This window comes from Mesorhizobium sp. BR-1-1-10, assembly GCF_020165595.1.
GTDB classification, from domain to species: Bacteria; Pseudomonadota; Alphaproteobacteria; order Rhizobiales; family Rhizobiaceae; genus Mesorhizobium; species Mesorhizobium australicum.
The window spans coordinates 129,107-152,524 of sequence record NZ_JAIUIL010000004.1; the positions used below are offsets into that span (position 1 = coordinate 129,107).

Annotated in this window: 20 protein-coding genes; 13 read left to right on the forward strand and 7 right to left on the reverse strand. The window is 64.5% G+C overall.

The genetic code is table 11. The annotated features are described in order from the left end of the window. Positions 1–107 precede the first annotated feature (107 nt). The gene (gene rho, locus LB555_RS09460; RefSeq protein WP_015314810.1) at positions 108–1,373 is read left to right on the forward strand and encodes a transcription termination factor Rho; all 1,266 of its coding nucleotides are present in this window, start codon (positions 108–110) and stop codon (positions 1,371–1,373) included. Positions 1,374–1,431: 58 nt separating this feature from the next. On the opposite strand, the gene LB555_RS09465 is transcribed toward rho, so the two are convergent. Further along, entirely contained in the window at positions 1,432–3,450 is a 2,019-nt protein-coding gene (locus LB555_RS09465; protein WP_224682909.1) for a thioredoxin domain-containing protein, read from the reverse strand. Between the two features lie 72 nt (positions 3,451–3,522). Here LB555_RS09465 and mnmE point away from each other — a divergent pair, with 72 nt between their 5' ends. The 5 genes from mnmE (at position 3,523) to LB555_RS09490 (ending at position 9,365) form a co-directional block, all read left to right on the forward strand. Continuing rightward, entirely contained in the window at positions 3,523–4,851 is a 1,329-nt protein-coding gene (mnmE, locus tag LB555_RS09470; RefSeq protein ID WP_224682758.1) for a tRNA uridine-5-carboxymethylaminomethyl(34) synthesis GTPase MnmE, read from the forward strand. 194 nt (positions 4,852–5,045) lie between these two features. Further along, a complete protein-coding gene (gene mnmG, locus LB555_RS09475) occupies positions 5,046–6,929 on the forward strand; it encodes a tRNA uridine-5-carboxymethylaminomethyl(34) synthesis enzyme MnmG (RefSeq protein ID WP_224682759.1) in 1,884 nt (627 codons plus the stop codon). Then, positions 6,926–7,558: a 16S rRNA (guanine(527)-N(7))-methyltransferase RsmG gene (gene rsmG, locus LB555_RS09480; RefSeq protein ID WP_140876120.1), complete on the forward strand. Its 633-nt coding sequence runs from the start codon at positions 6,926–6,928 to the stop codon at positions 7,556–7,558. Before mnmG ends, rsmG begins: the two co-directional genes overlap by 4 nt. 54 nt (positions 7,559–7,612) lie before the next feature. Further along, on the forward strand, positions 7,613–8,413 hold the full coding sequence (locus tag LB555_RS09485) for a ParA family protein (protein WP_031251964.1): 801 nt from the start codon (positions 7,613–7,615) through the stop codon (positions 8,411–8,413). Positions 8,414–8,480: 67 nt separating this feature from the next. Beyond that, entirely contained in the window at positions 8,481–9,365 is an 885-nt protein-coding gene (locus tag LB555_RS09490) for a ParB/RepB/Spo0J family partition protein (RefSeq protein WP_140618171.1), read from the forward strand. Positions 9,366–9,519: 154 nt separating this feature from the next. Here LB555_RS09490 and holA read toward each other — a convergent pair whose 3' ends face one another. Beyond that, the gene (holA, locus tag LB555_RS09495; protein ID WP_140876124.1) at positions 9,520–10,563 is read right to left on the reverse strand and encodes a DNA polymerase III subunit delta; all 1,044 of its coding nucleotides are present in this window, start codon (positions 10,561–10,563) and stop codon (positions 9,520–9,522) included. Between the two features lie 572 nt (positions 10,564–11,135). Here holA and LB555_RS09500 point away from each other — a divergent pair. From LB555_RS09500 to lpdA, 4 genes are all read left to right on the forward strand, one after another. Beyond that, entirely contained in the window at positions 11,136–12,368 is a 1,233-nt protein-coding gene (locus LB555_RS09500; protein WP_224682760.1) for a 3-methyl-2-oxobutanoate dehydrogenase (2-methylpropanoyl-transferring) subunit alpha, read from the forward strand. A gap of 3 nt (positions 12,369–12,371) precedes the next feature. Next, positions 12,372–13,385, forward strand: coding sequence for an alpha-ketoacid dehydrogenase subunit beta (locus tag LB555_RS09505; protein ID WP_015314819.1), 1,014 nt, complete (start codon positions 12,372–12,374; stop codon positions 13,383–13,385). Between the two features lie 17 nt (positions 13,386–13,402). Continuing rightward, the gene (locus LB555_RS09510) at positions 13,403–14,731 is read left to right on the forward strand and encodes a dihydrolipoamide acetyltransferase family protein (protein ID WP_224682761.1); all 1,329 of its coding nucleotides are present in this window, start codon (positions 13,403–13,405) and stop codon (positions 14,729–14,731) included. 273 nt (positions 14,732–15,004) lie between these two features. After that, a complete protein-coding gene (gene lpdA / locus LB555_RS09515; protein WP_224682762.1) occupies positions 15,005–16,402 on the forward strand; it encodes a dihydrolipoyl dehydrogenase in 1,398 nt (465 codons plus the stop codon). Positions 16,403–16,694: 292 nt separating this feature from the next. Here lpdA and LB555_RS09520 read toward each other — a convergent pair whose 3' ends face one another. Beyond that, entirely contained in the window at positions 16,695–17,876 is a 1,182-nt protein-coding gene (locus LB555_RS09520) for a saccharopine dehydrogenase C-terminal domain-containing protein (RefSeq protein ID WP_411970760.1), read from the reverse strand. Between the two features lie 44 nt (positions 17,877–17,920). Between LB555_RS09520 and LB555_RS09525 the strand changes: the two genes are divergently transcribed. Then, positions 17,921–18,349: an Lrp/AsnC family transcriptional regulator gene (locus LB555_RS09525; protein ID WP_224588259.1), complete on the forward strand. Its 429-nt coding sequence runs from the start codon at positions 17,921–17,923 to the stop codon at positions 18,347–18,349. 46 nt (positions 18,350–18,395) lie between these two features. Here LB555_RS09525 and LB555_RS09530 read toward each other — a convergent pair whose 3' ends face one another. From LB555_RS09530 to LB555_RS09540, 3 genes are all read right to left on the reverse strand, one after another. Then, positions 18,396–19,766: a sensor histidine kinase gene (locus LB555_RS09530; protein ID WP_224588260.1), complete on the reverse strand. Its 1,371-nt coding sequence runs from the start codon at positions 19,764–19,766 to the stop codon at positions 18,396–18,398. Between the two features lie 47 nt (positions 19,767–19,813). Beyond that, a complete protein-coding gene (locus tag LB555_RS09535; protein WP_224682764.1) occupies positions 19,814–20,497 on the reverse strand; it encodes a winged helix-turn-helix domain-containing protein in 684 nt (227 codons plus the stop codon). A gap of 102 nt (positions 20,498–20,599) precedes the next feature. After that, positions 20,600–21,391, reverse strand: a complete 792-nt coding sequence (locus tag LB555_RS09540; protein ID WP_140719600.1) for a hypothetical protein — start codon at positions 21,389–21,391, stop codon at positions 20,600–20,602. A gap of 245 nt (positions 21,392–21,636) precedes the next feature. On the opposite strand from LB555_RS09540, the gene LB555_RS09545 reads away from it, so the two are divergent. Continuing rightward, positions 21,637–22,272 carry a methyltransferase family protein gene (locus LB555_RS09545; protein WP_140719602.1) on the forward strand — a complete coding sequence of 212 codons (636 nt, stop codon included), beginning with the start codon at positions 21,637–21,639 and terminating at the stop codon, positions 22,270–22,272. A gap of 71 nt (positions 22,273–22,343) precedes the next feature. Here LB555_RS09545 and LB555_RS09550 read toward each other — a convergent pair whose 3' ends face one another. After that, positions 22,344–22,829: a hypothetical protein gene (locus LB555_RS09550; RefSeq protein ID WP_224682765.1), complete on the reverse strand. Its 486-nt coding sequence runs from the start codon at positions 22,827–22,829 to the stop codon at positions 22,344–22,346. Positions 22,830–23,049: 220 nt separating this feature from the next. On the opposite strand from LB555_RS09550, the gene LB555_RS09555 reads away from it, so the two are divergent. Beyond that, on the forward strand, positions 23,050–23,415 hold the full coding sequence (locus tag LB555_RS09555; RefSeq protein ID WP_224682766.1) for a RidA family protein: 366 nt from the start codon (positions 23,050–23,052) through the stop codon (positions 23,413–23,415). Positions 23,416–23,418: the final 3 nt, after the last annotated feature.

Sequence of the window (23,418 nt, forward strand, 5' to 3'; positions counted from 1 at the left end):
ACGGGTCTTCCTTCCCGTCATGCGCCGCCCGTCATTGCTTTCGGCCGCGCCCGGCATTTGTCGCATCCCGCCGATCTTTCCCCCAAAGCCTACCCAGAGTCCGTCTAATGCAAGAAATGAAACTCACCGAGTTCAAGAACAAGAAGCCGCCAGAGCTGATCGCTTATGCCGAATCGCTCGAGGTCGAGAACGCCAGCGTCATGCGCAAGCAGGAACTGATGTTCGCGATCCTGAAGAAGCTCGCCGCCCAGGACATCGAGATCATCGGTGACGGCGTGGTCGAGGTGCTGCAGGACGGTTTTGGCTTCCTGCGCTCCGCCAATGCCAACTATCTGCCAGGTCCCGACGACATCTACATCTCGCCGTCGCAGATCCGGCGCTTTTCGCTGAAGACCGGCGATACGGTCGAAGGGCCTATCCGCAGCCCGAAGGAGGGCGAGCGCTATTTCGCGCTGCTCAAGGTCAACACGATCAATTTCGATGATCCCGAAAAGATCCGCCACAAGATCCACTTCGACAATCTGACGCCGCTCTACCCGACCTCGCGGCTGAAGATGGAGGTCGACAATCCGCCCGGCAAGGACATCTCGCCTCGCGTCATCGACCTGGTGGCGCCGATCGGCAAGGGCCAGCGCGCGCTGATCAACGCACAGCCGCGCACCGGCAAGACGGTGCTGTTGCAGAACATCGCGCACTCGATCACCGCCAATCATCCGGAATGCTACCTGATCGTGCTGCTGATCGACGAGCGGCCCGAGGAAGTCACCGATATGCAGCGTTCGGTCAAAGGCGAAGTCATCTCCTCGACCTTCGACGAGCCGGCGGTGCGCCACGTCCAGGTCGCCGAAATGGTCATCGAGAAGGCCAAGCGGCTGGTCGAGCACGGCCGCGATGTGGTGATCCTTCTGGATTCGATCACTCGCCTGGGCCGCGCCTACAACACCGTCGTGCCGTCCTCCGGCAAGGTGCTGACCGGTGGTGTCGACGCCAATGCGCTGCAGCGCCCGAAGCGTTTCTTCGGCGCCGCGCGCAACATCGAGGAAGGCGGCTCGCTCACCATCATCGCCACCGCGCTGATCGACACCGGCAGCCGCATGGACGAAGTCATCTTCGAAGAGTTCAAGGGCACCGGCAACTGCGAAATCCAGCTCGACCGCAAGGTGGCGGACAAGCGCATCTATCCGGCCATCGACATCCTCAAATCCGGCACCCGCAAGGAAGACCTGCTGGTGTCGCGCCAGGACCTGCAGAAGATCTTCGTGCTGCGCCGCATCCTGGCGCCGATGGGAACCACCGACGCGATCGAGTTCCTGATCGACAAGCTGAAGCAGACCAAGACCAACGGCGATTTCTTCGATTCGATGAACACGTAATCGCGGCGCGGCAGAGCCTTATCTTCGTCATCCTCGGATCAAGCCCGAGGATGACGAATCACTTTCGCCGCAACAATCCTTCCAATTCGTCAGCATCCGTAACCACCGGCAGGCAGACCTGGCCGGTGCACAACCAGGCGCCGCGCCGGTTGGTCGGAGGCAGGATTCCGCCGGGGAGCAAGGGTCGATTCGCCGTCGTACCGATTGGCACGACGATATCGACGCGACGCGGATCCGGGTTTCGATTCGCCACCGGAATGAGCTTCGGATCCTCCAGCCCGTCCACGATGACCAGTTTCAGCGGCTCGAGGGCAAGCGCGCAGGCATTGACGATACCCGCCTGGCCATAGGCCTGGTGCGCCGCTCGGCCGGCGGCATGCTCGGCCGTTTTCCACGCCTTCTCCTGCAAGTCGAGGTTGCCGGTAATAGAAGCCAGCCGGACCTGCGCCTCGATGATCTGGCTGGTGGCCGAGGGGATGGCCTCGTCGACATCGCCCCGGATGCGGATCGGCACGTCGGTGCTGTCCGAGGCGGTAAGATAGTAACCCGTGCCTTCCGCGTCGGCGTGCCAATGGTCGAGCTGTTCAAGGAACTGGCTGGCCTGCTCGACATAGCTCCAGTCCTCAGTGGCCTCGAACAGCGAGATCGCCGCGTTGGTCATGGCGGCATAGTCGCTCGACAGTGCGGGAAACAGTTTCCGGACACCAAGCATGGAATGCGGCAAGCGACCGTCGCGGCCGGCTTTGCCGATATCGGCAAAGGCCTTGGCCGCGGCCTCGATCCAATCCGGTCGCGCCAGCGAACGACCCGCCTCGGCGAGGGCGGCGATCATCAGGCCGTTCCAGTCGGTAAGGGTCTTTGCGTCCAGGCCCGGCCTGACGCGCTGTTCCCGGACAGTGAGAAGCCTTGTCTTGAGCGGGACAAGCCGCTCCCGGTCGGCAACACCAGACGCCTGCTGGGAGAGGGTCTGATGGAGCACCGGCTTGCCTTCCCATCCGGGCGGGCTGGAAAGGGTGAAGTAGTTGAAAAACAAGGTTGAATCGTCTCCAAGAACAGATTCGATCTCCCCCCTGCTCCAGGTGTAGAACAGGCCTTCCTCGCCATCGCTATCGGCATCGAGGCTGGCGGCGAAGGCGCCGCCTTCGACACGCATTTCGCGCAGCAGCCAGTCGACCGTGTCCTCGATTCGGACCCGGAACAAATCATTGCCGGTCGCCGCGAGGGCCCAGTTGCAGAAGCGGATGAGCTGCGCATTGTCGTAGAGCATCTTCTCGAAATGGGGCACCAGCCATTCGGCGTCCGTCGAGTAGCGGCTGAGCCCGCCGCCGATGTGATCGTAGATGCCGCCGCTCAGCATATGTTCGAGGCTGACGAGGACGTCGTCGCGATGCGCGGCATTGCCGTCGCGCAGCCAGGACAACCACAGCGTCTGCATGAACGGCGCGTTCGGGAATTTCGGCGCGCCGGCGAGCCCGCCGCGGTCGCGGTCGATCATGCCACTGACGCGGCCGGCAAGGTCGGACAGCGTATCGCGATCGAGAAGTGCCTTGGAATGCGTGGCCGAGAGCCGCGCCTCGACATGCGAAGTCAGGCCGTCGGCGCTCTGGTGCAGGCTTGCCCGTTTCTCGCGCCATGCCTTGTCGACCGCTTCCATCACCTGGATGAACCCCGGACGGCCATAGCGCGGCTCGCGCGGGAAATAGGTGCCGCCCCAGAACGGCTTGCCGTCGGGGGTCAGGAACATGGTCAGCGGCCAGCCGCCTTGCTCGCCCATCGAGGACAGGGCCGCCATATAGATCTGGTCAATGTCGGGTCGCTCCTCGCGGTCCACCTTGATATTGACGAACAGACGGTTCATGACGGCGGCGACGTCGTCATTCTCGAAGCTTTCATGGGCCATGACATGGCACCAGTGGCAGGCGGCGTATCCGACGGAGAGCAGGATAGGCCTGTCCAGCGCCTTTGCCTCTTCCAGCGATGCCGGTGACCATCCCCGCCAATGCACGGGGTTGCCGCTGTGCTGCTGCAGATAGGGGCTGGCCTCGTCGGCAAGCAGGTTTTGCGCGGGCAATGTCACAATGGCCAACTTTCAGGAGCAATCCGGGGCGGTGATGAAGCGAAAGCTAGGGCGGTTCGGTAGAGCGGGCAAATGATTTCAGGCGATTCGATCGTGGCGCTGTCGAGCGGCCGGCTTCCGGCCGGAGTCGCGGTGCTGCGCATATCCGGCCCGCAGACTCGATTCGTAATCGAAACGATCGCCGGAGGCATGGTTAAGGCGCGGGGTGCGGTTCTGCGCAGATTCAGGGCTCCGGATGGAAGCGTGCTCGATAACGGCTTGGTTCTGTTCTTTCCCGGTCCGGCGAGCTTCACCGGCGAGGATGTCGCCGAGTTCCATGTTCATGGCGGGCGCGCCGTGGTGGCCAGGATGCTGGAAACGATCGCTGATTTCGACGGCGTCAGGCATGCCGAGCCCGGAGAATTCACGCGCCGCGCCTTCTTCAACGGCAAGGTCGATCTGGTCGAGACGGAGGCGCTGGCCGACCTCGTCAATGCTGAAACCGAGGCGCAGCGGCGTTTTGCCATCCAGAACGCCGGGGGCGCGCAGAGCGCGCTCTACCTCGGCTGGCGTCGGCGCCTGATCCATGCGCGGGCCATGATCGAGGCCGAGATCGACTTCGCCGATGAAGACGATGTACCGGGTTCCGTTTCGGATACGGTTTGGTCCGACGTGAGGTCGATGATATCGGAGATCGACCGCCACATCGCCGGTTTCCATGCCGCCGAGATCATCCGCGATGGCTTCGAAGTCGTCATTCTCGGCGCGCCCAATGCCGGCAAGTCCAGCCTGTTCAATGCCTTGGCGCGGCGCGATGCCGCTATTGTAACGGATGAACCCGGCACCACCCGAGATTTGCTGGAGGTGGTGCTGGATCTCCGGGGCTTGCGTGTCCGACTGACCGACACGGCCGGGTTGCGGGAAGCGCCTGGCAAAATCGAGGCGATCGGCATCGAGAAGGCAAGAGCCAAGGCGGATCGCGCCGATCTGCTGCTGCTGCTCGAGGACGCCGCGGACCCCAAGGACGCCGGTCCGCTACCGATGTCGACGCCGGCATTGCGCGTCGGCACCAAGCTCGACCTGCTCGATAAGAGAGCGACCCAGGATGCAGCCGGGCGCTACGAGTTTGGTATATCGGTGATCGACGGGACGGGTGTGGATGGATTGCTGGCGGAGATCGGTCGCCGCGCTGCCGAGGCGGCCGGCGATAGCGGCGATGTGCTGCCATCACGGCTACGCCACGTCGAGTTGCTCGACGCGGCCAACCGGCATCTGCACCGCGCCGCCGATGAACGCATGCCCCAGGAATTGCGCGCCGAAGAGCTGCGCCTGGCAGCGGATCGCCTGGGACGGATAGTGGGTGCGGTGGACGTCGAAGACTTGCTCGACGTGATCTTCTCCCAGTTCTGCATTGGAAAATGACTCACGTGAAACACGATGGCTGCCGAAGCTCGTGCTGACTCACGTGAAGCAATCAAACGGTAATTCACCTGAAACGCCGCTGGGAGCGGGGTTTTGCTGTTTCACGTGAAACGCCTGCGCGGAAGTTTTCTTGACAGTCCCGCCTCGCGGGGACATGTGTCGCTCATCTTCTTCGAGTCCGGGACCTATATGGAATGACCGATCATTATGATGTGGTTGTGGTGGGCGGCGGCCATGCGGGTTGCGAAGCGGCCAGCGCCGCCGCGCGCGCCGGCGCGAGCACCGCGCTGGTGACGCTGCGTTTCGACACGATCGGCGTGATGTCGTGCAACCCTGCCATCGGCGGGCTCGGCAAGGGGCACCTGGTGCGCGAGATCGACGCCATGGACGGGCTGATGGGCCGTGTGGCGGACGCAGCCGGCATTCAGTTCCGCCTGCTCAACCGCCGCAAGGGTCCGGCGGTGCGCGGCCCGCGGACGCAGGCCGACAGAAAACTCTATCGCCTTGCCATGCAGGAAGCGATTCGGCAGCAGAACGGTCTTGAGATCGTCGAGGGCGAAGTTCTCGATTTTGAGATCTCCGATGGAAAGATCGCCGCGGTTCTCCTGGCTGACGGCCGCCGGCTTGCCTGCGGCGCCGTGGTGCTGACGACGGGAACTTTCCTGCGCGGGCTCATTCACATTGGTGAAAAGAAGATCGTCGCGGGCCGCATGAACGAGAAGGCCAGCATGGGACTGTCGGCAACGATGGACCGCGCCGGCTTCAAGCTCGGGCGGCTCAAGACCGGCACGCCGCCGCGACTGGACGGACGAACCATCGATTGGGCGTCGCTGGAAAGCCAGGCGGCGGACGAGAATCCCGTACCGTTCTCGCTGATGACCGACCGCATCGTGACGCCGCAGATCGATTGCGGTATCACCCGCACGACCACAGCCACGCATGAGCTGATCCGCGCCAATCTTGGCCGCTCGGCCATGTATTCCGGCTCGATCGAAGGAGTTGGGCCGCGTTATTGTCCGTCGATCGAGGACAAGATTGTCAAGTTCGGCGACCGGGACGGCCACCAGATCTTCCTCGAGCCGGAGGGGCTCGACGACCATACCGTCTATCCCAACGGCATTTCGACCTCGCTGCCCGAGGACGTTCAGCTGGAGATATTGAAGACTATTCCCGGTTTGGAGCATGCGGTCATGCTGCAGCCTGGCTATGCCATCGAATATGATCATGTCGATCCGCGCGAACTGCATCCCTCACTTGAGACCAGGCGCGTTGCTGGGCTTTTTCTGGCCGGGCAGATCAACGGCACGACCGGCTATGAAGAGGCCGCAGGGCAGGGCCTGCTCGCCGGCCTCAATGCGGCGCGGCGGGCGGCGGGCGGCGCACCGGTCGTGCTCAGCCGCACCCAGGCCTATATCGGCGTGATGGTCGACGATCTGACCAGTCGCGGCATCAGCGAACCCTATCGGATGTTCACCTCGCGGGCCGAGTTCCGGCTCTCGCTGCGCGCCGACAATGCCGATGAGCGGCTGACGCCGCTGGCGCAGACGCTGGGGATCGCCTCGCCGGAGCGGATGCAGCGTTATGGCGATGTCATGCAGCGGCTGAATGAAGCGCGCGAGATGGCGCTTTCGTTGACCATGACGCCGAACGAGGCGGCACGGCACGGTTTGGAGATCAATCGCGACGGCGTGCGCCGGTCCGGCTTTGAACTGCTGGCCTATCCCGGTGTCGATGTGGCTTGGCTGGCTGGGGTTGAACCGAAATTTCACGACGTCGATGCCAGGACCGCGGAGCGGCTCGAAACGGAAGCGAAATATTCGGTTTATCTGGATCGCCAGAGCACCGATGTCGCGCAGATCCGGCGTGAAGAGAGCCGGCTGATTCCGGACACCGTAGATTTTGCCGGCGTGCCCGGCCTGTCCAATGAGCTGAAGCAGAAGATGCAGGCGCGGCGGCCGCGCTCCATCGCGGAGGCGCAGCGCATGGAAGGCATGACGCCGGCGGCGTTGGCGATCATCGTCGCGCATGTCCGCCATTGGGAATCGGTGCGGAAAGCCGAGCAGAGGGATGTGGCGTGAGTTCCTTCTCTCGCGAGCGCCTGCAGGAGGCCGCCGGCCCCGTTTCACGTGAAACATTCGATCGCCTGGTGGCGTTCGAAGCGATGTTCCAGAAATGGAACCGCAGCATCAATCTCGTGGCGCAGTCGACCTCGGGCGATGTCTGGCAGCGCCACATCCTGGACAGCGCGCAACTTGCTGGGATAGAGCCCGATGCCATGCATTGGGTCGACATCGGTTCTGGTGGCGGATTTCCCGGGCTTGTCATGGCCTTTCTGCTCGGCGACCGCCCGGGCGCCAGCATCGATCTGGTCGAAAGCAACCGCAAGAAAGCGTCGTTTTTGCAGACGGTCGTCGGGCAGTTCGGTCTGCCGGCGCGGGTCGTGGCGCGCCGCATCGAGGACAGCCATGTGCTTGTTTCGAAGCCGGAAATCGTCACCGCACGGGCGCTGGCACCGCTTTCGGTGCTGCTGGACCTGTCGGCCCCATGGCTGGCCTCGGGCGCGCGGGCGCTGTTCCACAAAGGCCGGGATTATCGCGCCGAAGTGCAAGAAAGCGTTAACCGGTGGACCTTCGATCTGGTAGAACATCCAAGCGTGACCGACGCCAGCGGCGTCATCCTCGAATTGTCCAATGTGCGACCTGTCTGAACCGAGACCGGTCTGAGTGTTCGGCGACCCAAGATGAATTTCTGGCATAGACCCATGATGAAGAACGGCCCTCGAATCATCACCGTAGCCAACCAGAAGGGCGGCGTCGGCAAGACCACCACCGCCATCAATTTGGCCACCGCGCTGGCGGCAATCGGCGAGAAAGTGCTGATCGTCGACCTCGACCCGCAGGGCAATGCCAGCACCGGCCTCGGCATCGACCGCAAGGACCGGACGGTTTCGTCCTACGATGTGCTGACGGGCGAACTGGATCTGGAAGCCGCCGCCATTCCGACCGCGGTGCCCGGCCTCTCCATCGTTCCTTCGACGCTGGACCTGCTCGGCATCGAGATGGAGATCGCCTCGGCACCCGACCGGGTGCTCAAGCTGCGCAACGCGCTGCGTGCCGCGACCGAGCGCGGGGCGCCCTTCGGCTATGTGCTGATCGACTGCCCGCCCTCGCTCAATCTTTTGACTTTGAATTCAATGGCGGCGGCCGATTCCGTTCTCGTGCCGCTGCAATGCGAGTTCTTCGCGCTGGAGGGTCTCAGCCAGCTGCTCGAGACGGTCGAGCAGGTGCGTCGCTCGATCAATCCGGACCTCACCATCCAGGGCATCGTGCTGACCATGTATGACGGCCGCAACAATCTGGCCAATCAGGTGGTGCAGGATGTGCGCGAGCATATGGGCGACAAGGTCTACGAGACGATCATTCCGCGCAATGTGCGGGTGTCCGAAGCCCCGTCCTATGGCAAGCCGGCAATTCTCTATGACCTGAAATGCTCGGGCAGCCAGGCCTATCTGCAATTGGCCTCCGAAGTGATCCGCCGCGAGCGCAAATTGCGCGCCGCTTGATTAGAACCGATGCACATTTAACAGCCGATTCGATACCGAAACGAGCCGAAATAGACGTGGAATAAAGATGAGCGAAGATCTATCGAGGAAAAGACTGGGTCGCGGACTGGCAGCACTGATCGGCGAGATCGATCGCCCGGCGGCCCCGGAAAAGCCCGGCATGAGCGCCGACGGCAAGGTGCCGATCGAGTTCATCAGCGCCAATCCGAAAAATCCGCGCCGGCATTTCGGCGATGCCGAACTGACCGACCTTGCCCAGTCGATCCGCGAACACGGCGTGGTGCAGCCGGTGGTGGCGCGGCCTTCGCCGACGCAGGCCGGCCGCTACGAGATCATTGCCGGCGAGAGGCGCTGGCGGGCGGCGCAGCGCGCCGGCCTGACCGAGATCCCGGTCATCATCCGCGACGTCAACGACCGCACCGCGCTGGAACTGGCGATCATCGAGAACGTACAGCGCGCCGACCTCAATCCGGTCGAAGAAGCGCAGGGTTACCAGCAGCTCATCGACGACCATGGCTACACCCAGGCCGATCTCGGCCAGGTCATAGGCAAGAGCCGCAGCCATGTCGCCAACACGTTGAGATTGTTGAAGCTTCCCGACGTGATCCGCGACATGCTGGTCGATGGCGCGCTGTCGGCGGGCCACGCCCGCACGCTGGTGACGGCGGAGGATCCGGCCGGCCTCGCCAAGCGCATCGTCGAGGAGGGGCTTTCGGTGCGCCAGGCCGAAGCGCTGGCGCAGATGCCGGCCGGCGCCAGTTCCAACGGCACCAAACCAGCCGCGCCTGCCGCCGAAAAAGACGCCGACACGCTGGCGCTGGAAAAGCTGCTCACCGACACGACCGGCATGATCGTGACCGTCGACCACAAGGGCAAGGGCGGGGTGCTGCGGGTCGCCTATCGAAGCCTGGAACAGCTGGACGAGCTGTGCAGGCGGCTGAAGCAGGATTAACGTTTAGCCGGCAAATTATGCGGTACAGCGTTACTCCCGGCGGTCGGCGCCGCCCCTCATCCCCCTGCCGGGACCTTCTCCCCGTATAGAGACGGGGAGAAGAGGCTGGGTGTGCGACGCCGGCGCCTTTTTGCGACGCCGGCGGCCAATTTCTCTACCGCTGTCCCAGCCTCGCGCTTTCAACCGCGATGCCGAGCAGCGCCTGCCGTGCCAGCGCGACGGACAGATCCGGGCGTCGCCGCGTCTGCAGCACGGCCTGATGCAACCGGGTCAGCGCGCGGCCGAGCGCTTCGCTGTTCCAGCGGTCGAGGGTCTTCTCCACCAGCTTGCGCCTGGAGAAAAAGACCGGCGGCCGCGCGGCGGCAACGACGGAAGCGGCGTTGCGGCCGCCGGTCTCCATCTGGCCGCGCATGACCTGGATCTGCTGCAGTTGCCGCATCGCCGAGGACAGCACCTGGAACGGCTGCCCGCCGCCCTGGCAGTGGCGCGTGAAGGCGGTGTCGAAGTCGCCGACCTTGCCTTCGAGCAGTGCGTCGACTGCGTCGTCGTAAGAGGCGCCGGACACGTCGCCGGACATGGCTCTCACCTCTTCCAGCCCGATCTCCTTCTGGCCGTGGGCGTAGAGGACGAGTTTTTCGATCTCGCCGCGCGAGGCCAGCCGGTCGCCACCGAGATTGCGGCGCAGCGCCTGCCGCGCCTCCAGCGTCATCGCCATGCCGGCCTTGCGCAGTTCGTCGTCGATGACGGTATCGATGTCACGGGCCTCATCGGCGTAGCAAGGCAGCGCCATGGCATTGTCCGCGCCCTCGACCACGGCGCGCAGCCCGACGCCTTTCTTCAGATCGCCGGCCTCAATGAGAATGATGGCGTCGCGCACCGGCTCCGCCGTCAGTGCCTTGACGTCGTCGGCCAGTGCTTTCTGGCCGCTGGCATTGCGCACCCAGAGCAGCCGCCGGTCGGAAAACATCGGCACGGTGCGGGCCTCGTCGAGCAGGCGGCCCTCGTCGCGATCGACCTCCGAACCCTCGAGCCTGACCACCGAGAACGGGTCGTCGAGCGGCAGGCCGGTCTTTCCGGCAAAGGCCTTCGCCCGCTCGGAGACAAGGCCGCGATCGGGGCCATAAAGCAGGACGATCGAGATGCGCGGATCAGGCCGCGCCAGCCAACCGTCGACCTCGAAAGCTTTCTTCTGTGCCATGGAGGGTGGTTAGCATGATGCTGGGATGGAGTGAACGGCTTCCAGCTCGGATCGCCAACCTTGGCCCATTCCTCTCCCTCCGGAGGGGGGAGAGGTGGCCCGGCGAAGCCGGGACGGAGTGGGGGAAGCCGGTCCTCAAATCCGCAGGCACTGGCACTCATCACAGCGCCTCAATCAGGGCGAGGCGTCGTCCCGGCTCGAGATAACGCCCGAGCCAGGTCGACCCCCACTCCGTCGAGCTGCGCTCGCCACCTCTCCCCCGATCGACGGGGGAGAGGAAGGGCGCCAAGGTTGGCGAACCCCCAATTTCCCCTGCCTGCGGAGGCACAAAAGGAGGCGTGGAACCAAGTCTTGCCAGCCAATCACCTTATCTGGCGACAAACACGGCACAACCATGCGCCAAATTGCGTGCGGCCGCCCAACATCGACAAGAAATTTCGCGGACATATCTTCATCTTGAGTGGGGGAGGCCGGATCGGCCGGCGCGGCCGGAACCGACACCCTGACGCATTCGCACTGGCGGCGCGGATATGCAAATATCCCTGCCAGGCAACATTGGAGGACTTGAGGTCATGGCCGATGCTGGGATGTTGCGGTTTCACGTTCCGGAGCCGGAAGTGCGGCCGGGCGGGACGCCTGATTTCTCCAATGTGACCATCGCCGAGGCCGGCTCCGTGCCACGCCCCGACATCGACGTCGATCCGCGCACCATCCGCGACATGGCCTTTTCGATCATCCGGGTGCTGAACCGCAATGGCGAGGCCGTCGGGCCGTGGGCCGGGCTGCTTTCCAGCGAGGAATTGCTGGAAGGCCTGCGCAACATGATGACGCTGCGCACCTTCGATGCGCGCATGCAGATGGCGCAGCGCCAGGGCAAGACCTCCTTCTACATGCAGCATCTCGGCGAGGAAGCGGTGAGCTGCGCCTTCCGCAAGGCGCTCGCGCCCGGCGACATGAATTTCCCGACCTATCGCCAGGCCGGCCTGCTGATCGCCGACGGCTATCCGATGGTCACGATGATGAACCAAATCTATTCCAACGAGGCCGATCCGCTGAAGGGCCGTCAGCTGCCGATCATGTATTCGTCGAAGGAGCACGGCTTCTTCTCGATCTCGGGCAATCTGGCCACGCAGTATATCCAGGCGGTCGGCTGGGCGATGGCGTCGGCGATCTCCAACGATTCCAGGATCGCCGCGGCCTGGATCGGCGACGGCTCGACGGCGGAATCCGATTTCCATTCGGCGCTGGTGTTCGCCTCCACCTACAAGGCGCCTGTGGTGCTCAATGTCGTCAACAACCAGTGGGCAATCTCGACTTTTCAGGGCATCGCGCGCGGCGGCTCGGGCACATTCGCGGCCCGGGGGCTCGGCTTCGGCATCCCGTCGCTGCGCGTAGACGGCAATGACTATCTGGCCGTGCACGCGGTGGCAAAATGGGCGGCGACAAGGGCGCGGGAGAATCTCGGGCCGACGCTGGTCGAATATGTCACCTACCGCGCCGGCGCTCATTCGAGCTCGGACGATCCCTCCGCCTACCGGCCGAAGACCGAGTCCGACGCCTGGCCGCTGGGTGACCCGGTCGTGCGGCTGAAGAACCATCTCATCAAGCTCGGTGTCTGGTCGGACGAACGGCATGCGCAGGCCGAGGCCGAAATCCTCGACACGGTGATCGCGGCGCAGAAGGAAGCGGAAAGCCACGGCACGCTGCATGCCGGCGGCAAGCCGTCGACACGCGAGATGTTCGAGGGTGTGTTTGCCGAGATGCCGCCGCATCTCAGGCGCCAGCGCCAGCAGGCGGGAGTCTGAGCCATGCCAAGACGGACCATGATCGAGGCCATCCGCGACGCCATGGACGTGTCGATGGAGCGCGACGACAAGGTCGTCGTGTTCGGCGAGGACGTCGGCTTCTTCGGCGGCGTTTTTCGCGTCACGCACGGGCTGCAGGCCAAATATGGCAAGAGCCGCTGCTTCGACGCGCCGATCAACGAATCCGGCATTGTCGGCTCGGCCATCGGCATGGCCGCCTATGGTTTGAAGCCCTGCGTGGAAATTCAGTTTGCCGACTACATGTATCCGGCCTACGACCAGCTGACGCAGGAAGCCGCAAGGCTGCGCTACCGCTCGAATGGCGATTTTACCTGCCCGATCGTTGTCCGCATGCCGACCGGCGGCGGCATTTTCGGCGGCCAGACGCACAGCCAGAGCCCGGAAGCCTTGTTCACCCATGTGTCGGGCCTGAAGACGGTGGTTCCATCCAACCCGCATGATGCCAAGGGGCTTTTGATCGCGGCGATCGAGGACCCCGATCCGGTGATCTTCCTCGAGCCGAAGCGGCTCTACAACGGCCCGTTCGACGGCCATCACGACCGGCCGGTGACGCCATGGTCGAAGCACGAGCTCGGCGAGGTCGCCGACGGCCACTACACCGTACCGCTTGGCAAGGCCGCCATCCGCAGGGCGGGCGCGGCGGTCACGGTGCTGGCCTACGGCACCATGGTCTATGTCGCCCAAGCGGCCGCCGAGGAGACCGGAATCGACGCCGAGATCATCGATCTGAGAACCCTGCTGCCGCTCGACCTCGACACGATCGTGGCCTCGGTGAAGAAGACCGGGCGCTGCGTCGTCGTGCATGAGGCGACGCTGACCTCGGGCTTCGGCGCCGAGCTGTCGGCGCTGGTGCAGGAAAACTGCTTCTATCACCTGGAGGCGCCGGTCGCCCGCGTCGCCGGCTGGGACACGCCCTATCCGCATGCGCAGGAGTGGGAGTATTTTCCCGGTCCCGCCCGTGTCGGCCGCGCCTTGCTTGAAACATTGGAAGCCTAGAGTGGGGGAGGCCTGAGATGGGCGAACACATCATCAAGCTGCCCGATGTCGGCGAGGGTGTCGCCGAGGCCGAGCTCGTCGAATGGCATGTCAAGATCGGCGACATCGTGCGCGAGGACACGGTGCTCGCCGCCGTGATGACCGACAAGGCGACGGTCGAAATCCCGTCGCCCGTCGATGGCGAAATCCTGTGGCTGGGCGCCGAGATCGGCGACACGGTGGCGATCGGTTCACCGATCGTGCGGCTGAAAGTGGCGGGCGAGGGCAATGTGAAACCCGGCAAGGAGGCTGAACCGGCGACCGGGGCCGAGCCGCCCGTCAGGCTGCCGAGCCCGAAGCCCGAAGCCGCTTCGCCGCCCAAGCCGGCAAAACCCGCCGAGACACCGGCGAAACCCGCATCGTCGTCGTCGGCGCCGAAAACCGTGACGCGCTCCTCGGCTTCGGGCGCGCCGCGTCCGGAAGGCGAAAAGCCGTTGGCCTCCCCCGCTGTCCGCTTGCGGGCGAAAGAGGCGGGCATCGATCTCAGGCAGGTGGCGGGGACCGGTCCGGTCGGCCGCATCGGCCACGAGGACCTGGAGGCGTTCCTGGCGCGCGGGCCGCAAGCGGCCAGGGGGCCGGGCCTCGCCCGCGACGACACCGTCGAGGACATCAAATTGGTCGGCCTGCGGCGCAAGATCGCCGAGAAGATGACGCTGTCGAAGTCGCGCATCCCGCACATCACCTATGTCGAGGAGATCGACGTCACGGCGCTCGAGGAATTGCGCGCCGCGCTCAACAAGGAAAAGCGTGTTGCCAAGGGCGGCGCGGAGAGGCCGAAGCTGACCTTGCTGCCGTTCCTGATGCGGGCGATGGTCAAGGCGATCGCGGACCAGCCCCAGCTCAATTCCCTGTTCGACGACGAGGCTGGTATCATCCACCAGCATGGCGGCATCCATATCGGCATTGCCGCGCAGACACCGTCGGGCCTGGTGGTGCCTGTCGTCAAGCATGCCGAGGCGCGCGACGTCTGGGACTGTGCCACCGAGGTGGCCAGGCTGGCCGAGGCCGCGAAGTCAGGCACGGCGACACGGGACGAGCTGTCCGGCTCGACCATCACCATCACCTCGCTCGGCGCCATGGGTGGCGTGGCGACGACGCCTGTGATCAACCACCCCGAAGTGGCGATCATCGGCGTCAACAGGATGATGGTGCGGCCGGTTTGGGACGGCACCCAGTTCATCCCGCGCAAGATGATGAACCTGTCGTCGAGCTTCGACCACCGCGTCATCGATGGCTGGGACGCGGCGGTGTTCATCCAGCGGATCAAGGCGCTGCTGGAGACGCCGGCGCTGATTTTCGTGGATTGAGGGAGATGTGATGCGTTCTCGAGTTTCCATTGGCGGGCGCCTCGCCGCCCCTCATTGCCCTGCCGGGCATTTCTCCCCGTATAGTGACGGGGAGAAAGACGCCGTTATCCATGGTTTCGCCAATCGGCAGCGTTGCAGACGAGGGCGCCAACATCGCGGCCAATCCCTTCTCCCCGTCACTATACGGGGAGAAGGGATTGGCAGGCGGATGAGGGGCAGCGCTGGGTTGGATGGGAGGACGTTGACGGCTCTCACGACAAGGAAGCTGCCAACATGAAGGAAATCTCCTGCAAGCTGCTGGTCATCGGCGCCGGTCCGGGGGGTTATGTCTGCGCCATCCGCGCCGGGCAGCTCGGCGTCGACACCGTGATTGTCGAGGTTGCGAAGCCCGGCGGCACCTGCCTCAATGTCGGCTGCATCCCGTCCAAGGCGCTGATCCATGCGGCGGAGGAGTTCGAGAAGGTCTCGCACATGGCCGGCGGCAACAGCCCGCTCGGCATTTCGGTCACCGCACCGGTGCTCGATCTGGCCAGGACCATCGCCTGGAAGGACGGGATCGTCAGCCGGCTCAACAGCGGTGTCGCCGGCCTGCTGAAGAAAGCCGGGGTGAAGACCGTGCATGGCTGGGCGAGGTTTCGCGATGGCAAGACCGTCGAGGTCGAGACCGAGACCGGAAGCCAGGTGATCCGGGCCGAGACGATCGTGATCGCCACCGGCTCGGCGCCGGTCGAGTTGTCTTTTCTTCCCTTCGGCGGGCCTGTGATCTCGTCCACCGACGCGCTGGCCCTGAGTGAGGTTCCCAAGAAAATCGCTGTCGTCGGTGGCGGCTATATCGGGCTCGAACTCGGCATGGCCTTCGCCAAGATGGGTGCGGGGGTCACCGTGGTCGAAGCCTTGCCGCGCGTGCTGGCGCAGCATGACGCGGAGCTGACCCGGCCTGTCGTCAAGCGGCTCTCCGCGCTGGGCGTCGAGGTGATGCTGGGCGCCAAGGCCAAAGGGCTGTCGACAGACGGCGATGCCCTGCTGGTCGAGACATCGGATGGCAAGAGGACCAAGGTCGCCGCGGACAAGGTGCTGGTGACGGTCGGCCGCAAGCCGGTGACGGAAGGCTGGGGACTCGACCAGATCGATCTCGACAGGGCCGGAAAGTTCATACGGATCGACGACCAGTGCCGGACCTCGATGCGCGGCGTCTTCGCCATCGGTGACGTCACCGGGGAGCCGATGCTGGCGCACCGGGCGATGGCGCAAGGCGAAATGGTCGCGGAGATCGTCGCCGGCCACAAGCGCGGCTGGGACAAGCGCTCGATCCCGGCCGTCTGCTTCACCGATCCCGAGCTGGTGACGGCGGGTCTGTCGCCCGAAGAGGCCAAGGCGCAGGGCGGCGAGATCAAGATCGGCCTGTTCCCCTTCGCCGCCAATGGCCGCGCCATGACCAAGCTCGGCGAAGACGGGTTCGTCCGCGTCGTGGCGCGCGCCGACAATCACCTGGTGCTCGGCATCCAGGCCGTCGGTCAGGGTGTGTCGGAACTGTCGGCGGTGTTTGGGCTGGCGCTGGAGATGGGCGCCAGGTTGGAGGACATCGCAGGGACGATCCATGCCCACCCGACGCAAGGCGAAGGGTTTCAGGAAGCCGCGCTCAAGGCGCTGGGCCACGCGCTGCATATTTAGAGCTCCCCCTCTCCCGCGTCAGGCGTAAAGGGGGAGGAGTTGCTCGATTGCCCCAGGCTCCTTTCCTCTCCCTCCGGAGGGGGGAGAGGTGGCGCTGCGAAGCAGCGACGGAGTGGGGGAAGCCGGTCCTCAGACGCACCGCCGCTGAAAACTCATCACAAGCCTCAATCAGTCAGGACGAGGCATCACCCCGGCTTGAAATAACAAGCCCGAGCCAGGTCGACCCCCACTCCGTCGAGCTTCGCTCGACACCTCTCCCCCGGTCGACGGGGGAGAGGAAAGGCGCCGGCGCTCACCCCGCCAGCCGGCTTACCATTTCATGCTGGGCATAGGCGCGGCCGAAGCGGTTGGCGAGGAAGGCGTCGAGCGCGATTTCCTCCTGCTTGACGAAGCCGGTCGCCGGCAGCGATCCGTCCGCCAGCATGTCGAGCACGGCGCAGATGCCAGACGCGGTGGTGATCTGGATGGCGCTGCGCACCGTCTGGCCGATGCGCCGGGAATAGATCTTGTTGGCGTAGGTCTCCTGCAGCAGGCGGCCGTTCCTGCGGCCCGAGACGGTGACGAAGACGATGACCACGTCCTGCAGCGTCGCCGGCAGGGCGCTTTCGAAAATGTCCTTCAGCACGTCGCGGCGGTGGCGCAGCCCAAGGTCGTTGAGCAGCGCCTTCATGATCGCGGCGTGGCCGGGATAGCGGATGGTGCGGTAGTTCAGCGTGCGTACCTTGCCCTTCAGCGTCTCGGCCAAGGTGCCCAGTCCACCGGAGGTGTTGAACGCCTCGTAGGTGACGCCGTCGAGCGAAAACTCCTCGCGCTCCTCCAGCGGCGGCACTTCGACCAGCTCGCCCTCGACGATCGCCTCGCAAGGCTCGCAATATTCGTTGATGACGCCGTCGGTGCTCCAGGTCAGATTGTAGTTCAGCGCGTTGGACGGGTATTGCGGCAGCGCGCCGACGCGCATGCGCACGCTTTCCAGCGTGTCGAAGCGGCTGGCGAGATCGTTGGCGACGATCGAGATGAAGCCGGGCGCCAGCCCGCATTGCGGGATGAAGGCGCTCTTGGCGGAGCGGGCCAGTTCCTTGACGCGCCGGGTTGAGACGACATCCTCGGTGAGATCGAGATAATGCACGCCGGCGCTGGCCGCCGCCTCGGCGATGCGCGTGGTGAGGTGGAAGGGGGCGGCGCTTAGCACCGCGAACTTGCCGGCGAGCGCGGCTTCAAGCGCACCGGGCGCCGCGATGTCGAGTTCCAGCGTCTCGACGCCGGCGGGGACTTCCGCCGCGGCGAGCTGCGCCGCCGAGCGGTCGAGGAGAGTGACCTGATAGTCGCCCGTCGCGGCAAGCATTTCGGCGATGGTCGAGCCGATCTTGCCGGCCCCGACGATAATGATCTTGTTCATGTTCAAATTCCCCTGCGATCTGCGTTTCCCAAAAACCATCGCAGCTTGCCTGTCGAAAGGAAGCGTGGAATTCTGCAAAGTGAACCCTATCTTTTATCGATCTGCCGAAAGGCTTCGTCGAAATGCTCAGTGATGCCGAACAAGCCCTGCTCTCGCTGCTGCGCGCCAACGCACGCGCCTCGACGGCGGACCTGGCGCGTCGGCTCGGCGTGTCGCGCACGACGGTGCAAAGCCGGATCGAGCGGCTGGAGCAGCGCGGCATCATCACCGGCTATGGCGTCCGGCTGGCGCCGGACTATGAGCAGGGGCTGGTCAGGGCGCATGTGCTGCTCACCGTCACGCCGAAGCTCGCCGACAAGGTGGTGCGCAGCCTGCAGGCGCTGCCGCCGGTCAGGACGCTGCACTCCGTCAGCGGCAATTTCGACATGATCGTCATCGTCGACGCACCATCGATCCGCGACCTCGACACGCTGCTCGACCAGATCGGCGCCATGGAGGGGGTGGAGCGGACATCGTCGTCGATTATTTTGTCGACACGGATCGACAGGTGAATTGGATCCTCAATCTGGTATTTGCCAGCCCAGGCAATTTTGCCGGCTAACCCCTCGCCAGGGGAAAGCTCACCACCACGGCCAGACCGGGCCGGCAGTCCTCGAGCGCAATGGTCGCGCCGTGCAGCTCGGCGATGGCACGGACAAGGCTGAGGCCGAGGCCGCTGCCGGGGGTCGAGCGGCTGTGGTCCAGCCGGTAGAGACGCTGGAACACTTTTTCGCGCTCGCCGGCGGGAATGCCGGGGCCATTGTCGGCGACGCCGGCAAGCACGCGGCCGTCCCGGCGCGTCACCGAGAGTTGGATGGATGTGCCGGGAGGGCAATGGCGCAGCGCGTTCTCGACCAGATTGGCGAACATCTGCGTCAACAGCTCACGGTCGCCATGAATGCGGTCCGCCGTGTCGCTCAGTTCCTCTGACGACAGCACCTTCCCGTCGTCCTCGGCCACGTCGGCGTAGATATCGGCGATCGTCTCGAGGACCTCGCCGAGAGCGACATCGGTGAAGCGCGCCTTGCGCGCGCCGGCCTCGATCTGGGCGATGCGCAGCAGCGCGTCGAAGGTCTCGTTGATCTGGTGGCCCTCGGCGCGCGCGTCGGCCAGATCGTCGGAGACGTCCTGGCGCCGTGCGGCCTTGTCGGCGGCGCTCTCCAGTATCATCTGCAGGCGGTTGAGCGGCGTCTTCAAATCATGCGCGATGTCGGCGCTGACCTGCTTCATGCCTTCGACCAGCGCCGCCAGCCGGTCGAGCGCGGCGTTGACCTGGCCGGAGACGATGTCGATGTCGTCGTCCTTGCCGGTCAGCGGGATGCGGGTGTCGAGGCGGCCATGCGAAACGTCGACCATCGTGGCGGCAATGCCGTCGAGACGGCGCTGGACACGCGAGGCGAGCAGGGCGCCGCCGGCGACGGCCAGGCCGGTGATGATCAGCGTCGCCCAGCCGAAGCTCATCAGCATGATCGTTTCCAGCTCCTCGGTCTCGGAGAGGCTGAAGGCGATGGTCAAAGTGTTGGCGCCGACCGGACCGGAATAGGCCCGGTATTCGGTGTCCGGCGGCAGGCCCGGCATTTCGGCGCCGAACATCGAGAAACCGTCGGGAAGCCCCGCCGCGGTGAAGTTGCCCGCAATACGGTTGCCGACGGCGTCGGTCAGCGAAAAGAGCTGCTCCTTCCCAGGGCTGCGCGCGGAGTGGTTTTCGACGGTCTCCACCAACTCCCTGAGATCCTTGTCGGCATAGGTCGCGGCGATGACGGCATAGGTCTCGCTGATGGTGTCGTCGAGCTGCTCGGCAAGGTCGGCGCTCATCATCTGGTAGACGATGGCGCCCGCCAGCACGAAGGCCAGCATGAACAGGAAGGCGAACGTCAGGGCAAGCCGGAATGGCGTGCTGCGCAGCAGGCGGGTCCGGGTCACGGTCATCGGAAAGTCGCCGTCATGGGAAGTTCGCGGTCATGGGAAGGTCGCGATCACTGGGAGAGCGGCGCGTGCAGGCTGTAGCCGGTGTTGCGGATGGTGTGGATGAGCTGGGTACCGAACGGCTTGTCGACCTTGGTCCGCAAGCGGCTGATATGGGTTTCGACGACGCTGGTCTTGGGGTCGAAGTGGAAATCCCAGACCCGCTCCAGCAGCATGGTGCGGGTGATGACGCGGCCCTCGCCGCGCATCAGCACCTCGAGCAGGCTGAACTCCCTCGGCTGCAGGTCGATCGGCTGGCCCTGCCTGACGACGCGCCGCATGATCAGGTCCATTTCGAGGTCGGCGACCCGCAGAACGGTCTTCTGCTCCTGCGCGGCCGGCCGCCGGCCGAGCGCGTTGATGCGGGCAAGCAGCTCGGAAAAGGCGAAGGGCTTGACCAGATAGTCGTCGCCGCCGGCCTCGAGCCCCTCGACGCGGTCGTCGATGCCGCCGACGGAGGTGAGGAAGATCGCCGGCGTGCGCCCGCCGGCGGCGCGGACGGCCTTGACCATAGACAGGCCGTCGAGGCCCGGGATCATCCGATCGGCGACGATCACGTCGTAGCCGCCGCCGGTGGCGGCGAAAAGCCCGTCATGGCCATTGCGCAGGAGGTCGCAGACATGGCCGGCCTCGGTCAGGCCGCGCACGATATAGTCCGCCGTCCTGTGGTCGTCCTCGACGAGAAGTAGCCGCATCGCTGTTCCCTGGCTGCCGGTATCCGGGACAGGCTATCACCGGCCTGCTCCCGTTCCTAGGATGGTCGCCAACCGGCCACGCCTGCGGCACCCGCCTGCGGCTCACTCCGAATCCAGCAGGATGTCGTCCATCTCATCGGCATTATTCCTGAGCGTCATGTAGAGAACGAGCGCAATGATGCAGCCGAGGAAGATCAGGCTGGTGTAGGTGGTGCCGAGACCGAGGCCGGCATATTCGGCTGGCTGCGACAGCCAATCGCCGAAGGAGGCACCCAGCGGACGCGTCAGTATATAGGCGAGCCAGAAGGCCAGGATGGCATCCAGATGGATGAGATACCAGGCGAGCGCGATGAGCGCGATGACGCCGCCGAACAGCAGGCCCGTGGTCAGATAGCCAATGTCGAAAGTTTCGGCGACCAGATCGCCGGCGGCGGTTCCCAGCGAGAAGGTGAAGAGAATCGCCAGCCAGTAGAAGATCTCGCGCCTGGTCGTGAAGATGGTGTGGATCGAAAGCGTCCGTTCGCTCGCGTACCAGACCGCGAATGTCGCCGCGAGCACAACGGAAAAGGCGATCGTCGTGGTCTGCAGGCGCACGCCGAAATTATCGACGAGGTTGTCGGTGATCAACGTGCCGACGACGCTGATCAGCACCACCGCCAGCCAGTAGGCCCACGGCACGTAGCGTTTGTGCGCGAACTGCAGAGCGAGGGCGACGACCAGCACGCCGGTCATGATCAGCGAGGTGACAGTCAAGCCGAGGCCGAGGTTGACGGCGAGATAGTCCGCCGCCGTCTCGCCCATGGTCACCGCCATCAGCTTGACCAGCCAGAAGTCGAGGGTGACGTCCGGCACCCTGTTTTGGCTCGGTGTGGGGTGTGTGTGGGGTGCGAGCATGGCTGATGTCCCGATGCCGATGGTTGCGCCGGCGGCGGAAGCGATCCGGCATTCGGATGATAGGCAAGCGACTTCTCACCAGCCTGTCCGGCGCCATACAAATTCGTAAGGATGGCGGTGGCTGGCTCAAAAGGCCTTTACGAATGCCTCGCGATGCGCTGATAGAGGATGAACGCCTTGTATCCGCCATCAATGGCGTGCCCCAGTGGCCGGGCCTGCACTAGAGTGCCCAGGAAAACGCAAAAATGACCTACGCTTCCCTCAAGCCGGTTTCACAGGCTTTCGACCAGCGCAAGCGGCTGATATTCATCCGGGTCGCGGCGGTGCTGGCGGTGCTGCTGCTGTTCCTGACCAAACCGGCGCTCAGCGAAGGCTCGAACGGCCACGAAACGCTCGAATTCCTCGGCTTCTGCCTGGTGCTCGGCTGCGTCGCCGGCCGGCTGTGGAGCATCCTCTATGTCGGCGGCAAGAAGAATGAAGAGCTGGTCTCGACGGGACCATTCTCGATGAGCCAGAACCCGCTCTACTTCTTCTCGACGGTCGGCGCGGTCGGCATCGGCCTGCTCTACGGCTCGCTGGTGGCCGCCGCCGCGCTTGGCGTCGCCAGCTTCCTGATCTTCCGTGTCACGGCGCGCAAGGAAGCCGAATATCTCCTGGGCAAGTTCGGTCCGGCCTACAGCGCCTACATCAAGGCGACGCCCAGGTTCTGGCCAAACCCGCTGCTCTACCACGACAATGACGAGCTGCGGTTCTCGACCCGGGCGCTGAGGCGCACCTTTTTCGACGGGCTCTATTTCCTCGCCATCTTCCCGGCCATCGAGCTGATCGAGTATTTCAGGGAGACAGGCGTGCTGTTCCCGGCCTTCATCACGCTGTACTGAACAGCTCGCCACGCAATTTGCGCGGCTGATCGGCCATCGCGACTGTCGATGGTCATTCATGGAAATCGAAACTAGCTTCCCAGCGGGTAAGGCATGTAGCCGACGAAGCCGGCTATCTTCCAGCTCGCGCCGACCTTTCGGCAGAAATACAGCGTCTGCCATTTCAGCCGGTCGACGCTGCCATCCGCCTTGGCGACGCTGCCGTCGAACTTCTTGTGCAGCACGGCGCGGTCGCCGTCGACATCGATGTCGCGCAGATTGGTAACGCGAAACAGTGCCTCGCGCAGCGGCTCGGCGAATTTGGTCGCCGCCGTTTCCTTGGCCTGGCGCAGCCACTCGTCGCGATAAATCTCCAGCCGCGGGAATTGCAGCCGCCAGGCATCGGCATTGGCCAGGAAATGCGCATGCATGCCGAAGAAGCTTTCGGCGATGAAATCGTCCTCGACCATGGCCCAGTCCTGGCCGATGAAGGCGTCGATGTCGCGCCGCACCAGCATCTCCCACACCGCGTGACGGTCTGCGTCGCCGGGAGGGAACGGGTTCTTGTCGAAAGTCATTCTCGGGGTCTCCGGTTTAGCGAGGGCGTCTGTCCGTCGTGGCGTCGAGCCCGTCCGGCAACGTGCACGATGCAAGCGCTTCTGTAATAAAGCAACACGGATTTCGAACAATGTTGCTTTCCAACAAGGGCCTCTATCGGGATTGCCGCGATCGCGGTAAACCTCGTCGCAAAGCGGGCGCCACCTCGGTGTCCGGCCATGTCATCGGAGGAGCCGTCCCTTGCCCAAGCAGACTTTCGGAACATCCCACGTGCCGCTGTCGCCCGCCGTGCGGGCCGGCGATTTTGTCTTCGTCTCGGGCCAGGTTCCGGTCGGCGGCGACGGCATCCTGGTCAAGGGCGGCATCACGGAGCAGACCGAGCAGGTGCTGGCCAATGTGAAGGCCGCATTGGCGCTCGCCGGCTGCACGATGGACGACGTGGTCAAGACCACCGTCTGGCTCGAGGACGCGCGTGACTTCGGCGCCTTCAACGCTGTCTATGCCAGGCATTTTCCGAAAAATCCGCCGGCCCGCACCACGGTCGAATCGCGGCTGATGATCGACATCAAGATCGAAGTCGAGGCTGTCGCCTACAGACCGGCCTGAGAC

Excerpts from the sequence above, each read along its gene's own strand:
- LB555_RS09545 (WP_140719602.1), top strand. The coding sequence starts at position 21,637 with ATGACCTACGCTTCCCTCAAGCCGGTTTCACAGGCTTTCGACCAGCGC.
- LB555_RS09510 (WP_224682761.1), top strand. The coding sequence starts at position 13,403 with ATGGGCGAACACATCATCAAGCTGCCCGATGTCGGCGAGGGTGTCGCC.
- mnmE (WP_224682758.1), top strand. The coding sequence starts at position 3,523 with ATGATTTCAGGCGATTCGATCGTGGCGCTGTCGAGCGGCCGGCTTCCG.
- holA (WP_140876124.1), bottom strand. The coding sequence starts at position 10,563 with ATGGCACAGAAGAAAGCTTTCGAGGTCGACGGTTGGCTGGCGCGGCCT.
- lpdA (WP_224682762.1), top strand. The coding sequence starts at position 15,005 with ATGAAGGAAATCTCCTGCAAGCTGCTGGTCATCGGCGCCGGTCCGGGG.
- rho (WP_015314810.1), top strand. The coding sequence starts at position 108 with ATGCAAGAAATGAAACTCACCGAGTTCAAGAACAAGAAGCCGCCAGAG.
- LB555_RS09485 (WP_031251964.1), top strand. The coding sequence starts at position 7,613 with ATGATGAAGAACGGCCCTCGAATCATCACCGTAGCCAACCAGAAGGGC.
- mnmG (WP_224682759.1), top strand. The coding sequence starts at position 5,046 with ATGACCGATCATTATGATGTGGTTGTGGTGGGCGGCGGCCATGCGGGT.
- LB555_RS09490 (WP_140618171.1), top strand. The coding sequence starts at position 8,481 with ATGAGCGAAGATCTATCGAGGAAAAGACTGGGTCGCGGACTGGCAGCA.
- LB555_RS09535 (WP_224682764.1), bottom strand. The coding sequence starts at position 20,497 with ATGCGGCTACTTCTCGTCGAGGACGACCACAGGACGGCGGACTATATC.
- LB555_RS09540 (WP_140719600.1), bottom strand. The coding sequence starts at position 21,391 with ATGCTCGCACCCCACACACACCCCACACCGAGCCAAAACAGGGTGCCG.
- LB555_RS09530 (WP_224588260.1), bottom strand. The coding sequence starts at position 19,766 with ATGACCGTGACCCGGACCCGCCTGCTGCGCAGCACGCCATTCCGGCTT.
- LB555_RS09550 (WP_224682765.1), bottom strand. The coding sequence starts at position 22,829 with ATGACTTTCGACAAGAACCCGTTCCCTCCCGGCGACGCAGACCGTCAC.
- LB555_RS09525 (WP_224588259.1), top strand. The coding sequence starts at position 17,921 with ATGCTCAGTGATGCCGAACAAGCCCTGCTCTCGCTGCTGCGCGCCAAC.
- LB555_RS09500 (WP_224682760.1), top strand. The coding sequence starts at position 11,136 with ATGGCCGATGCTGGGATGTTGCGGTTTCACGTTCCGGAGCCGGAAGTG.
- LB555_RS09505 (WP_015314819.1), top strand. The coding sequence starts at position 12,372 with ATGCCAAGACGGACCATGATCGAGGCCATCCGCGACGCCATGGACGTG.